Genomic DNA, 13,746 nt, shown 5'->3' on the forward strand with positions numbered 1-13,746 from the left:
CAGGTCAATCCGTGAAAATCCGCGATTCCGGACACACTTTTTGACCCTTAACCCGCATCGCAATCCATCAGGATGGAGTCGCATTCGATACCTGATTCACGTAATGTCGAAAGTATTTCCAGTCCATCCGCATCCATATCACCCCAATACACGATACGCATGTCACGCAGTGCAGGAACCGCAGGTACAGCATCGCTTACAGCGCGACCAGAACCCCATATGCAGATGCCCTGCGCAATCGGCGGCATAGTCTGATACGTGTCTTTGTTCTCAACGATGACAGCATATTTAATGCCGGATAACGCTTCGCCTTCCCACGGACACCATATGATGCGTTCGAGCTCAGCATCGTCGCGGACCGGATCGAGATAACGGAACCGCAGTTCGGTCGGCCGTTTTGACAGACCCAACGTTTCGACACCGAGCAGTCGGCAAATGGCCTTACGACGATTGGTTTTTGACTCATTCAGCCATTTGCCGCTGAATCCTGTCAATGGAATCTGTCGCGGCGTCATACCGGTCACGTCATGATGCCTGAAATATCGAACTGCGCTGACAAGCAGATCGAAGTCGTCAGGCTGTTCATGGCCTGTCATGCGAGCGGCCGATTCGATTGTTTCCGGAGCAACGTCACAAGCAGCAACCAGACATGCTATGCGGCGGCGCGCTTCGCGACATTCCGCCGCCAGCGTACGACCAACCACACGCATGGCTATTGATTCGTCAGGAACGACGACTTTGGAGATCAGCTCGACAGAGGTGCCTATGGTGCGATGCTTGGTTATGATTTCGCAACCATTCTTGCTTGCCCATTGCCGTATCTCATTGTTGTTGTCATGCACCGCAATCGCATTGGTTTCCAAAAATGCTTGGTCCGGCAATCCCACCGGCACGGGAAATGGCCATGCCGGTTCGATGTCGTACATATGTGAACGCATATGTTTCTTCACGCATGTGGTGATCGCAGCGATGTCTTTCATGCCGGCCACAGTTCCCATCACCTGCTTTCGAACATCGTCGAGTCGAACCGAATCGTCTTAATACCGGCGACGCCAGGACTGCTCATTCGGCAACCCCGTCATCCTTCAATATATCCGACGATGATTCATCGTCCATGTCATTCTGATGCAGCACGGCCTCGCGCAGGGAGGTGAGGCCGGTGTCGGGGTCCTTGTAGGTCACGTAGGCCTTGGTGGAGACCTCGAGGATTTCGCCGGTCTTGCTTTCCGGGGCGGAGACGATGACCTGGAATCCGAGGCGCGGCAGCACCGTGAGGGCGCGCTGCGTGTAACGGCCGTCGGCCTTGATGAGCGCCTCGTCGAGGAACAGCGTGGTGTACGAGGGCTCGCTGGTCAGGCCGCCGCCGAGCAGGTAGATGAGCGCCGCGCCGTATACGAATGAGGTAAGCTCCTGCAAGGCGCCGCCCGAACGGCCGCCGGTGGAGGTGATGCGTTCATCCGGGCCGTCGGCATGATGCACGATGGCGTAGAAGGACGAGCGGCAACGCGGGTCGAGGTTGCGGGCGCCGTAGCTTTTCACGCCGTTCGCGTCCTTGACCTGCGCGAGTTCGGCGCGCAGCAGCCCGACCATCGGCGCGCAGGCCGCGAAAGCCTTGCGCGAGGCGTCGGAATCGTTGACGTCGGCGGATTTCCAATCGTTCAGGGTGCCGATGACGCGGATGAGCTGCGCCCAGAAGGTGCGCTCGGGACGGCGCACGTCCGCGTGCAGGGACAGGCTGCCGTGCTTGGGACCGAACTGCTGGCCTTTGAGCATGGCGTTGATGCGGTCAAGCTGGTCGTGGATGTCGCTGGCATCCGTGTCGATGGCGCGTTTGATGGTCAGGAAGCTCCTGAGCAGCTGTTCGAGGCAGCGCCGGTATTCGGCGTCGGTGGCGGCGACCGCGGCCAGCTGGGTGAGGCTGGCGAGTTCGTCGAGATAGTACCGGTAGTCCTCCACGCTGGCGGTCAGCGAATCATCGTCGGCCGCGTAGAGCGCGATGTAGGTGCTCATTTTCGATTCGACGCCGGTGCGTGCGGCATCGGCCTGGCCGTTCAGCAGGTTGATGCGGGAGGCCATGTCCTTGCCGATGCCGGCGATGGTGCGTTCGGGGAAGCTCTCCCCCGGTGCCTGCGTTCCTGCCGCGCCCGCGCCGATGATCATGTGCGCGCGCATGGCGGCGTCCGCCAGTCCGGCGAATCGGTTGTCGTAGGATTCGGCGAGCGCCGCCGTGACTTCGTCCGGCAGCGGGCCGGACGCGGCGTCATCGTCATTGTCGGCGGTGGCACCGGCGGCGTCCGTCGTGCCGGTGTCGGCATGGTCGCGCAGCCAGATGAGCGCCGCTTCGACGGCGCTGCCGGCGCGGGCCGCGGCCTGGTCGGATTCGATGCGCTGGCGTTCCACACGGTCGAGTTCGGCGTTCAGTTCGTCGCGCTGTTTGGCGAGTTCGGCGAGCTTGGGATCGTTTTTGATGGATGCGATGGCGTCCTGCGTGTCCGTGATGGTCCGTTGCGCGCCGGCGATGTCGATGCGCTCCCAGGACGTGTAGGCGAGCTGGTTGGCCAGTTCGAGTTCGCGGTGGAGGTTATCGGACTGTGTTTTGGCGGCCGTGTAGTCGGTGTCGGCTTGGCTGAGCGCGTTGCGGGCGGCGTCGACCTGCGCTGCGAGCGCGTTGAGGTAGGTTTCGTTGACGAATCCGATGACCTGGGCGCGGTCTTTGGTGCCGTGCTGGCCGCGTGCGCCGGATTTGATCTGACCGTCGGCCTGCACCTGACGGTTGGTGCGGTCGGTGTCGTCGATGGCGGTGACGCATAGGGCGTCGAATCGTTCGTCCTGGGTCTGCGAGCGCAGCCAGTCGGCGAAGGGCGAGTCGTCGCGGTAGCGCAGTTTGCCGGACAGCCAGTCGCCGTCCTGTTCTCCGGTGAGTATGTTCGCGTGCGCGCCGGTGTCGTCGTAGTGGCGTGCGGTGTCCACGAACTGCCAGGTGCGTCGGGGCATGGTGCGCGGGTCGATGGTGCTGACTTTGGCGGCGAAGCCCTGTTCGTGGCGCTTGTCGACGAGGATGGTCTGGGCGATGGGCGCGTAGGCGACGTTCATGGCGAGACGCCAGTCTTCCTCGTGTTCGTTCACGTCCATGAGTTCGGCCACGTACGGCAGTTCGGCGGGGGTGAGTCCGGTGGCGCGGCAGAGCATGGCGCGGGTTTCGTCCATCTGCTGGGAGATGCGGGTGCGCTGGGAGCGTTGCCGGTCGAAGTCGCGTTGCAGTCGTTCGAGGTCGCCGCGTGCGCCGGCCCGCGCGTTGATGGCGGCGGTGAGGGCTTCCTCGCATTCGCCGTCTCGTTTGTTGTATTCGCGTTTGAAGTTCACGGCGTTGATGCGGCGTTCGTTCCAGGCCTGTTCGTCGCCGGGCAGCGTCTCGCCGATGGATGCGAACGTTTGTTTGATTCGTGTTCGGTTGGCTTGCACGTCTTCGAGGGTGCGGCGGGCCTGGTCGAGTTCGAGTTCGAGTCGGGTCAGGTCGCCGCCGTCCAGACCCTGCATCTGGCCTCGGATCATGTCGAGACGGGTGCGCAGGTCTTCGGTTCGGCGGCGCAGCAGCTTGGCTTCCGCCTCGCTGTTCTGTTGTTCGGCGCGATCGGCGGGCAGTTGGACGGCGACTTCGCCGCGCATGCGGGCCAATGCCCAGTCGCGCAGCACGGCCGGCACCGTGCCGTCGACGGCCGGCTTGACCGGTTCGAAGGCGCGGGCCTTGCCGCGTGCGGCGGCGTATTCGCCGTAGGCCTGTTGGATGCCGCGCAGCGTGTCCATGCGGCGGGTCTTCTCGTCCATGGCGTGGAAGTTCTCGTCGTAACGTTCGTAGTCCTCGACCGTGGTGCGGGCCAGGTCCAGGGCTTCGGGCACGCCGAGCACGCCTTGTTTGAAGATGTCGTCGAGCCGGGAGGGCGCGTCGGCGGACTGGATCTTGTGCAGCAGTCGGCAGGCGGCCTCGCTCAGGCCCATTGCGCTCCAGATGTGTGTGTGGAACGCTTCGGCGCTGGGGAATGTGAGGCAGTCGGGGTAGGTGGCTTTGAGCTGGGCCGGCGTGAACGGGGCGTCACGGTATTGGTCCATGCGCCTGGGGTCCACGGGCTTGCCCCAGACCACGTACTGTCGGCGCACGTCGCCGCGGCCGTCGCCGGGCATCAGGTAGAGGAATTTGGCGCAGGAGAGCACCTGGCCGGTGGTCTGGTTGCGATAGGTGTCCACGATGGCGCCCCACACGGGTTGCGGTGCGCCGTTCTCGTCGCGGCCGCGCAGGTAGAGCGGCTCGTCGCCGGTTTCGGTGCTGCCCACGCCGACCATGCCGCGCAGGTAGGTGTAGTCGCTGCGTTCGGAGCGGCCGGAGTTCGAGGCCTTGTTGAACGGCGTGCCGGTTGGGTACAGCAGGGAGATCTGCGCGTCGACCAGCGTGGATTTGCCGGATTCGCTGGCGCCGGCGAGCAGGGTCACCGGCAGCTTGTGGTCCGTGGAGGGGCGGAATTCGTGGTAGCCCTCATAGGAGCCCCAGTTGATGAGTCGGCGGGATTCCAGCATCCACCGGTCCGCGATCATCTGCACGTCTGTCGCCTGCATCATTCGGCTCCCTTCTCGTCGTCATCGTCATCTTCCGTGTCGCCGTCGCCGTGTTCCGCGACGTCGAGCCAGGTGTCGGCCAGTTCGCGGTCGAGCACCACGGGCACGAGCGGCGTGATCTGGTACATGGCTTCGTCGTCCAGGCGCACCAAATACCCGTAGGTGATCATCGCGGAGACGATGGCGCCGATCTGCTTTGCCACGCCTTCCTCGTCGTTGCGGGCGGCCAGATAGCCGGCGCCGGTGGCGAGCGCGGCGCGGATCTCCTCAAAGCTGACGAGCCAGTCGGCGGGGTCGGCGTGCACGTTCTCGTATTCGAGGACGCGGATGCGCAGGAAGGCGAGCAGCGCGGCCTCCTCGCGTTTGAGGCTGACACGGGTTTTGAGCGAGCGCAGGGTCACGTCGTCGCCGGCCACGGGCGTGGCGTACATGATGCGGTAGCGTTCGTTGATCACCAAGTCGAGCAGGTCGTTGTTCAGGGAGCGTACGACGGCGTCGCGGTTGTCGAGCACGGTGTCGTAGGTGGGCCCGCTGATATAGCGGTCGCGTTTGAGGGCGATGGCGGCCATGCGTGCCTCGGCCGGCATGTCGCCGGTGTCGCCTTCGAACAGGGCGTACGGGTTGGCGTTGTCCATATGCTCCTCGTGTTCCTCGTGTTCCTCGGCCACGGTCATCCTTCCTCCACAATGATGCTCAGCTCGTCCATGTCGGCCAGCACCGGTCTAGTGATCCAGTTCCGGGGCTCGCCGTCGATCGATACGCAATGCCAGGTCGCGGTATCGCCGCGCTGCGCCGGGGCCGGCTCGGTGGCGATGTCGCTGTCGACCCCGACGCCGACGCCGTCAGTGGACGGCTCGTCGGCGATGGCGTTGCCGCTTACGGCTCCCAGCCCGCCCAGGAAGCCGACGATCTCGCTTTCGCGGCGTTCGCTTTCGGGCAGCCGGTTGAAGCTGGCGGCGATGTCCACGAGGGTTGCGCCGGGCCTGTCATCGGACCTGTCAACGGTCACCGGGTTGCGCCGGATGAGGCTGACCATGCGCAGGAGTCGGGGGCCGCCGCTGTTGACCATGTCCCGCAGATCGGCCACCGGAGTCGACTGCGGGGCTTCGGCGGCGAGGTCGCTCAGGCCGGGTGCGGTGGCGCGGGTCATGGATTTGGCCGGGCGCATCGGCAATGGCGCGAACAGCGCGTCCGAGGTGGCCGTGTCGTACGGGCGCGAGGCGTCTCCCATATGGGTTTTCGCATCCGCGTTGAGGCGCGCGTACAGTCGGTTCAAGCGGGTGAGCATCGTGCGGTAGCGAGTGTCGGTTTGCTGGCGCACGAGCCGGCTGATCGCCTCGTCGGAGACGCGCATCTGGCGGCGCACGGCTTCGATGCCGTCGTAGATGCGGGCCAGTTCGTCGCGGATCTGGCCGAGCAGCACGCCGGATTCGCCGGCCAGATACGGGGTTTTGGCGATGGCGCGCAGGGCTTCGTCGATTTGCTGGCGGCCCTCGTCGGTGATGATCACCTGGAAGGCGTCCTCGAAGCGGCGGCCGCTGTCTGATTCGCTGAACGAGCGGCGGTATTCATCGTGGTAGCGGGTCAGGTTCTCGTCCACGCTGATGTCGCCGGCCTGCATGCGCCGGCGCAAGGCGTCGCCGTTGTCCCGCTCGTCGAGCACGAGTTCGCGCAGGTCGATGGGCACGCCGCGCAGCGTGTTGTGGATCACGGCGATCACGTCCTCCACCTGGGCTTCGCTCAGCGTGGCATGCTGCTTGCCCTGTTGGATGCGTTTGATCTCGTGCTTGCGTTCCTTGATTTCACGGTTGAGGAGTTTGATGCGCTCGCCGGGGTCGGCGGTCAGCTGCATGCGCGCGTGCTCGATTTCCATGATGATGCTGTTGGCCTGCGCGCCGGACAGGGCGCGTGATTCGTCTTCGAGCCTGCTCAGCGCCTCGATGGCGCGGTGGGCGCGGGCCGTCAAACGGTAGAGGAATCGGTGTGAGGCCGCATCATGCGAGTTGGCGAGCCAGGCGTAGTCGCCTTCGCCTTCACGGGTCAGGTCGGCGAGGATCTGATGAGCGGCCTCGGCGAAGGTCTGGTCCTCGCGCGGCGCATATTCGCCGGCGTCGGCCAGAGCGTTCAGACTTTGCGCGAACCGCTCCTCCACGGTCTCGCGCGGCAGCTCGCCGGTGAGCGGGTCGAACGTGGAACGCAGCAGCGACACGTACAGCATCGCGTTCTGGCGCAACAGCAACCGCAGGACGCCCGTCTCATACACCGGTCGCAGCCGTTCCAGCTCCCGCATCACATCGGCCACAGCATGCCTCCCTCTGTCGTGACCGCACCATACTAGCCGATAGCCGCGAACCACACCCCGCCCGCGCCACGTCCTTCGCCCCCCACAGGGAGGGGCGCCAAGCCATGCTAAAAATCACAGACAGACTATTGCCTTTGCGGGAAATCATCGTTAGATTGGCGAGAGGAATATTGTCAATGCATACGAAACGGAAAACATCGTGACCGCACCGAACACGCCCGCCGAAACCTCTGACCAGCTCAACAAGCCCGCCAAATCCGGCAAACTGGAGGTCTCCGACCTCATCACCATCGGCGTGTTTGCGGCCCTGTACTTCGTGATGGTGTGCATCGCCACACTGGTGAGCACCCTGTTCACCGGCGGCTTCGGCTCCATCTTCCTGCCCGCCATCACGGCCCTCATCTCCGGCTGCGTGTACATGCTGCTGGCCGCACGCCTCGGCAAATTCGGCGGCATCACCGTCATGGGCGTGATCATCGGACTGTTCCTGTTCATCTCCGGGCATTTCGTGCTTTCGTTCATCGCCAGCATCGTGTTCCCGGTGGCGGCCGACCTCATCGCGCGCGCCGGCAAGTATAAGAGCAAGGCGCTACTGCTCGTCAGCTACGTGGTGTTCTCCTACGGCCTGACCGGCCCGATCCTGCCCCTGTGGTTCATGAAGGACGCCTACGTGGCGAGCCTGCAGGCGCGCGGCAAGGACGCAGCCTACATCGACGGCGTATTCGCCAACATCAACACCGGCACGTTCTTCATCTCGATGATCGCGATTCTGGTGTGCGCGGTTCTCGGCGGCTGGTTCGGCCAGCGCATGATGAAGAAGCACTTCATCAAGGCCGGTATCGCCTGATGAATCCTGCCCGCCGGACGCTCGATCCGCGCGCGAAACTCTACCTTCTGCTGGTGGCGAACCTCATGCTGTTCTTCCATGTAGGACTCGCCACGCAAATCGTCATGGTCGTGCTGTTCCTGCTACCCCTGCTGGCGGCCGCCCGATGGCGAACCGCGTTGAACTTCGGCGTGACCTATGCAGTACTCACCGCGCTGGGAATGCTCGACCCCGATGCCCTGGGACTGCCGTGGCTGCATGTGGTCTCCGCGCTGGCCGTGGGCGTCACGATGATGCTGCCCTGTTTCATCACCGGCGCGTATACGTTCACCACCACGTCCGCGAGCGCGTTCATCTGCGCGATGCGGCGTATGCGCGTGCCTGAGGCCGTGGTGATTCCCTGTGTGGTGGTCATCCGCTTCTTCCCGACCATCGCCGAGGATTACCGGCAGATTCGCAATGCGATGGCGTTGCGCGGCATCGCCTCCGGCGGCTGGGGGCTGGTTCGTCACCCGGCCCAATCGTTGGAATACATTCTGATTCCGCTGCTGATGAACGCCACCAATGTGGCACAGGACCTGTCGGTGGCGGCACTGACCAAGGGGCTCGGGCGTGAGGGCGAGCACACCTCGCGCACGCTGATCCGTATGACCGTGGTCGACTGGCTGGTCATGATTGTGGTCACTTTGCCGCTCGCGCTCGATATCGCGGGGGTGATCTGATGGGTGGAAACCAATCGCAGCCGAATGCAACTGCCATTATTGGGACCGGCAAGGGTGGCCCACTCGACACGTCTGCGGGAACCATCGCCTCCCGTGGCATCTCCTTTACCTATGACCATGCCGCAGAGCCGGCATTGCGCGACATCACGTTGACCGTGCCCGCAGGCGAGTGCATCGTGCTGTGCGGGGCGAGCGGCTGCGGCAAAACCAGCTATACGCGCGTTGCCAACGGGCTCATCCCCTCATTCTTCCATGGTGCGTTCGCCGGCAACCAGACCACGTGCGGGCTGGATGTGGAGACCGTGCCGATCGACCGGCTCACCCCGCTGGTCGGCAGCGTGTTCCAAAACCCGAAAACCCAGTATTTCAACGCGAACGTCACCGACGAGCTCGCCTTCCCGGCCGAAAACATAGGGCTGCCGGCCGAGGACATCAATCGTCGTATCACGGCCGTGGCTGAGCGCTTTGGCATTGGGCATCTGCTGCATCGCAGCATCTTCCACCTGTCAGGCGGCCAAAAGCAGCGCATCGCCGTGGCGGCGGCCACCATGCTGGGGCCCAGGCTCGTGGTATTGGATGAGCCGACCAGCAATCTCGACGCGAACGCCATCGCGGACATGCGCGCCATGATCGAGCAGATGAAGGACGAAGGGCTCACCATCGTAATCGCCGAACACCGACTCGCATGGCTCAACGGCGTGGCCGACCGGTACGTGGTATTCGACGGCGGGCATATCGTGCAGGATTACGAGGCCGATGAATTCCTGTCCCTCTCCCCCGGCTGCGTGGCCGCCATGGGATTGCGGGCATTGGACCTGCAACCGTATCGACGCCGGATTGCGGCGCTGGCTTCAAGCCCGGCCGCGGATGAGTGCACTTCAGTATTGCTCGGCACCCATAACCTCACCATCGGATACAAAGGCAAGGACGGCTTCACCCGCGCCATCCCGGACCTGCGGTTCCGTGCCGGCGAAATCACCGGGCTCATGGGCAACAACGGCTGCGGCAAGACCACGCTCGTGCGCACGTTGACCGGACTCATCAAGCCTGTTTCGGGCCGCATCGAGCTCAACGGCGTGCCCGCGAAACCGCGCGACCTGACCCGCGCCGGATTCCTGGTCATGCAAGATGTCAACTACCAACTGTTCTCCGACAGCGTGCGCGAGGAACTGCTCATCGGACTCGACGAGACGGATGCCGGCATCACCGCTCAAGCCAATCAGGTCATGGCCGATCTTGACCTTGCAGCGTTCGTCGAACGGCATCCGATGAGCCTGTCCGGCGGGCAGAAGCAGCGGGTTGCCATCGGCTCGGCATTGATGTGCGGCAAGGACCTCATCATCTTTGACGAGCCCACCAGCGGACTCGACCGCTACCACATGGAGCAGGTCGGCGAACTGCTGCGGCAACTGGCGAGCCAAGGCAAGGCGATTCTCGTGGTCACCCACGATGAGGAGCTCGCCGCCGGCTGGTGCGACCGCATTGTCAATCTTGGCGCCGACGATTCCGGGAACAACGGCTCGCATGCCAGTAACCCAGATGCCAGCAGCCCCAACCCTAATGCCTCTACCAATTTCGCCACCGCATCCACCCATGAAAGGAACGCGCAATGACCGCCAGCAACACCACGGATTCCACGGCCTTCGACATCACCGACTGGCTCGGTGAATGGGAAAGCTTCGAGCATTACATTGATTCGGATGACGCCGCCATCCAGCAGACCTGGGAAGCCGCCGAGCAGGCGGTGCTCGCCAACCCGAAGATGGCCCCGATGGCCGCGCGCGGCATCAGGACGTTCTGGTCGATGGCTTGCTCCACCACCAGCCCGGAGAACATCATCCATATCGGCTACTGGCGTGTGAACGAGCCGGCCGCCGAATCCGGCTCCACGGACGATGCCGCGCTCGCCATCGAATGGTTCGCCGAGGACGACACCAGCCTCGACACCTACGAATACACCATCGACCATGTCATCGAGCACGGTCTCGAAGGCTCCCCCACCTTCGTGTTCCACACCACCGATCCGGCCGCCGAAGACAGCCCGTTCCGCTGGCTACTTGCCATCAATCCGCTGCCTTCGCGCAAGGCGTTCGCCGAGGGCGGGCTGCTCAGCCACCTGCATTTCCAGTACGCCAACGATCTGCACACGCTCGTCGCCACGGATGAGGCCACCGGCGTCGAGACCTTGCGCAATCCGCGTTGGTACGCCACCATGTGCGCCAACGAGGGAACCGTCGAGGACCGTTGCGCCATCATCCGCGCGTTGCACCACTTGCAGTAGACCTGGCAACATACGGCAGTGACGGCTCCCCACTAGTGAAACTAGCATCGCTTCAGTAGCCGTGCGAGTGCAGATACTCGTCATCGAAGCCGAAAAAATGGCCGATCTCGTGCAACACGGTTTTGCGGATCCGTTGGCGCAGCTCGGCCTGCGTTGAGCATACGCGTTCATGCGGCCCCTTGAACAGGGTGATGACGTCCGGCATCACGCCGCTGTAGCCCGTAGTTCGCTTCGTGACGGGTATGCCCTCATACAGTCCGAGCAGCTCACCGCACGGATTGCTCATTGTAGCCAGTTCGCGCTCATTGGGTTCGTCCGCAACGACGATGCCGACATTCTCCAGCACCCGCGCAAACCGTTCAGGCAAATCATCCAACACCTGTTCAATGGCCCGTTCAAACTCATCATCACTGATGTGCATTCGCTCTCCACACGCGAAATGCCTTGACACCAAGTATGTACCAAGGCGCTGAAATCTCAGACTAGCAGGCTCAGCTGTTGCGGTTGATCTCGATGTCGGTGACGGTGAGGTTGGCCTCGTTGATCAGGTTGAAGAGGATGACTTCGGCCAGCGGGCCGGGCTGCATGAAGGTGTGCTGCTTGGCCTCGGAGACGTAGTCGCGACTGTCACGGTAGAAAGCGGTATCAATGCCGCCCGGATAGACGGCGACCACCTTGACACTGGTGCCCTTGTATGCGGCCTGCAGGCTCTTGGTGTAGCCTTTCTCACCCCACTTGGTGGCGCAGTACACGCTTTCGTTCGCGTTGCCGCGTGTGGCGGCGGTGCTCATAATCTGGGCGATTTTCACGTTCTGCTCGCCGCAGGCCTTGAGGGTTTCCACCGTCCACAGAATCATGCCTTTGAGTCCCTTGAGACATTTGTCGACGTCGGCGGCCTCGTAGGCGGTGGGCACCTTGAACGAAGGCTGGCCGGCGTTGTTGATGAGCAAATCGATGTGGCCGAGCGTGGCGATATCCGCCACGGATTCCTTCACGAACGCTTCGTCGGTGATGTCGCCGACGTAGGCGCGGTAGGAGTCATCGGGCCACTGCGCGGTCAGTTCGGCCTGACGTTCGGCATTGAAGTCGACACCGGCCACCAGCCAGCCGTTGGCGATGAGCTGGCTGGCGAGCTCGTAGCCCAAGCCCAGCGCGCTGCCGGTGACGATGGCGATTTTCTTACCTGTTGTGGTTGGCATGGCAGACCTCTCCTACTACTATTCTTCGGCTACGAGTTTACTACTATTCTTCAGCTACGAGTTCGAGATACGAATCATTCCAGAGGTCTTCGTCGCCGTCGGGCATGAGGAGCACGCGCTCGGGGTTGAGCGCCTCGACGGCGCCCTCATCGTGGGTGACGAGCACGATGGCGCCCTCATACTTGGCAATGGCCTTCAGAATCTCCTCACGGGAAGCGGGGTCGAGGTTGTTGGTGGGCTCGTCGAGCAGCAGCACGTTGGCTCGCGAGGTGACCAGCGTGGCCAGAGCCAGACGGGTCTTCTCACCGCCGGAAAGCACGTGAGCCGGTTTCATCGCGTCGTCACCGGAGAACAGGAACGAGCCGAGAATCGAACGGGCCTGCGTGTTATCGAGCTCGGGCGCCACATGCTGCAGGTTCTCCAACACGGTGGCGTTCAGATCCAAGGTGTCGTGCTCCTGCGCGAAGTAGCCGATCTTGCAGCCGTGACCGTATTCCACGGAACCGGTGTCCGGCTCCTCGATGTGGGCCAGCAGGCGCAGCGTGGTGGTCTTGCCGGCACCGTTGTAGCCGAGGATCACCACACGCGAGCCCTTGTCGATGGCCAGGTTCACGCCGGCGAACACGATGTTGGAACCGTAGGCCTTGGAAATATCCTTGGCCATGATCGGCGTGCGGCCGCAGGGCGCGGGCTCGGGGAAACGGATGTCCGCCACCTTCTCGGCCTTCTGCGCCTCGGAGGTGTTTTCCAGCAGCTTTTCGGCACGGCGCATCATGTTCTGCGCCGCCACGGCCTTGGTGGCCTTGGCGTGCAGTCGAATGCCTTGCTTCATGAGACGGTCGGCCTTCTTCTCGGCCACTTCGCGTTCGCGGCGGCGGCGCTCCTCGTCCACCACGCGCTGGTGCAGGTAGGCCTTCCAGCCAAGCGAATACATGTCGATCTGGCCGAGCTGCGCGTCCAGATGCCAGACCTTGTTCACCACTTCGTCCAGCAGTTCGGTGGAGTGGGAGATGACCAGGAAGCCGCCCTCGTACTTCTTCAAGTAGCCGCGCAGCCATTCGATGGAATCGGCATCCAAGTGGTTGGTCGGCTCGTCGAGGATCAGGGTGTCGGCATTGGAGAACAGGATGCGCGCCAGCTCGATGCGGCGGCGCTGGCCACCGGAGAGCGTGCCGAGCTGCTGCTCCATGACCTCCTGCGGCAGGCCGAGCGAGGCGGCCATGGAAATCGCCTCGGACTGGGCCGCGTAGCCGCCAGCCTTGTCGAAGTCCTGCATGGCCTTGTCGTACCGGGTCATGGCCTTGCTCATCACGTCCGGATCCGGGTCGGTCATATCCTTTTCGGCCTTGCGGATGCGGTTGATGATGGTGGCGATGTCGCGCGCGCTCATCATGCGGTCGAGCGCGGTCTGTGTGGGATCGGAGGCATGCGTGTCCTGCGGCAGGTAGCCGAGCTTGCCGGAGACGCGCACCTTGCCGGCGGTGGGCAGCATGTCGCCGGTGATCACGCGGGTCAGCGTGGTCTTGCCGGCGCCGTTGCGGCCCACCAGACCGATCTTGTCTCCCTTGGCCACATGGAAGTTGGTGGGGTGAAGCAGCGTGCGCGCGCCGATCTGAATTTCAAGTCCCTGCACCTCAATAGCCATGAATAACCTACTTGCCTGTTACGAATACTGTCTCTTACCAAAGTCCGACTGTCCATCATAGCGAACACCATGCCGACCGGGCTCAGCCGACGCTCATGCGTCCATACGCAGCCGCGCAACTGATCGGCAAGGTGAAGAATGCGACGCCCGGTATGGTGATCGC

General features: G+C 63.2%; 10 protein-coding genes and 1 pseudogene. 4 read left to right on the forward strand and 7 right to left on the reverse strand.

What is annotated here, in order from left to right; genetic code table 11:
- Positions 1-53: 53 nt before the first annotated feature.
- From Q5H31_RS07395 to Q5H31_RS07410, 4 genes and pseudogenes are all read right to left on the reverse strand, one after another.
- Positions 54-989, reverse strand: a pseudogene (locus Q5H31_RS07395) (Wadjet anti-phage system protein JetD domain-containing protein); the annotation flags it as partial.
- Positions 990-1,062: 73 nt separating this feature from the next.
- Complete coding sequence (locus Q5H31_RS07400; protein ID WP_013410833.1) at positions 1,063-4,611, reverse strand: ATP-binding protein; 3,549 nt, start codon at positions 4,609-4,611, stop codon at positions 1,063-1,065.
- Entirely contained in the window at positions 4,608-5,282 is a 675-nt protein-coding gene (locus Q5H31_RS07405) for a DUF4194 domain-containing protein (protein ID WP_008783544.1), read from the reverse strand. Before Q5H31_RS07405 ends, Q5H31_RS07400 begins: the two co-directional genes overlap by 4 nt.
- Entirely contained in the window at positions 5,279-6,910 is a 1,632-nt protein-coding gene (locus Q5H31_RS07410; protein WP_013410832.1) for a DUF3375 domain-containing protein, read from the reverse strand. Before Q5H31_RS07410 ends, Q5H31_RS07405 begins: the two co-directional genes overlap by 4 nt.
- Positions 6,911-7,109: 199 nt before the next feature.
- On the opposite strand from Q5H31_RS07410, the gene Q5H31_RS07415 reads away from it, so the two are divergent.
- From Q5H31_RS07415 to Q5H31_RS07430, 4 genes are read left to right on the forward strand one after another with little or no spacing between them, the layout of a single operon-like run.
- Entirely contained in the window at positions 7,110-7,757 is a 648-nt protein-coding gene (locus Q5H31_RS07415; protein WP_007052771.1) for an MptD family putative ECF transporter S component, read from the forward strand.
- Positions 7,757-8,458: an energy-coupling factor transporter transmembrane component T gene (locus Q5H31_RS07420; protein ID WP_007054304.1), complete on the forward strand. Its 702-nt coding sequence runs from the start codon at positions 7,757-7,759 to the stop codon at positions 8,456-8,458. The genes Q5H31_RS07415 and Q5H31_RS07420 overlap by 1 nt, the downstream gene beginning before the upstream one ends.
- Entirely contained in the window at positions 8,458-10,071 is a 1,614-nt protein-coding gene (locus Q5H31_RS07425) for an ABC transporter ATP-binding protein (protein ID WP_060662170.1), read from the forward strand. The genes Q5H31_RS07420 and Q5H31_RS07425 overlap by 1 nt, the downstream gene beginning before the upstream one ends.
- Positions 10,068-10,739: a hypothetical protein gene (locus tag Q5H31_RS07430; protein ID WP_007054306.1), complete on the forward strand. Its 672-nt coding sequence runs from the start codon at positions 10,068-10,070 to the stop codon at positions 10,737-10,739. The genes Q5H31_RS07425 and Q5H31_RS07430 overlap by 4 nt, the downstream gene beginning before the upstream one ends.
- A gap of 52 nt (positions 10,740-10,791) precedes the next feature.
- On the opposite strand, the gene Q5H31_RS07435 is transcribed toward Q5H31_RS07430, so the two are convergent.
- From Q5H31_RS07435 to Q5H31_RS07445, 3 genes are all read right to left on the reverse strand, one after another.
- The gene (locus Q5H31_RS07435; protein WP_007052767.1) at positions 10,792-11,160 is read right to left on the reverse strand and encodes a metallopeptidase family protein; all 369 of its coding nucleotides are present in this window, start codon (positions 11,158-11,160) and stop codon (positions 10,792-10,794) included.
- A gap of 70 nt (positions 11,161-11,230) precedes the next feature.
- Entirely contained in the window at positions 11,231-11,938 is a 708-nt protein-coding gene (locus Q5H31_RS07440) for an SDR family NAD(P)-dependent oxidoreductase (protein ID WP_007052766.1), read from the reverse strand.
- 43 nt (positions 11,939-11,981) lie between these two features.
- Entirely contained in the window at positions 11,982-13,583 is a 1,602-nt protein-coding gene (locus Q5H31_RS07445; protein ID WP_007052765.1) for an ABC-F family ATP-binding cassette domain-containing protein, read from the reverse strand.
- Between the last annotated feature and the right edge of the window lie 163 nt (positions 13,584-13,746).

The organism is uncultured Bifidobacterium sp. (assembly GCF_959020155.1).
Classification (GTDB): Bacteria; Actinomycetota; Actinomycetes; order Actinomycetales; family Bifidobacteriaceae; genus Bifidobacterium.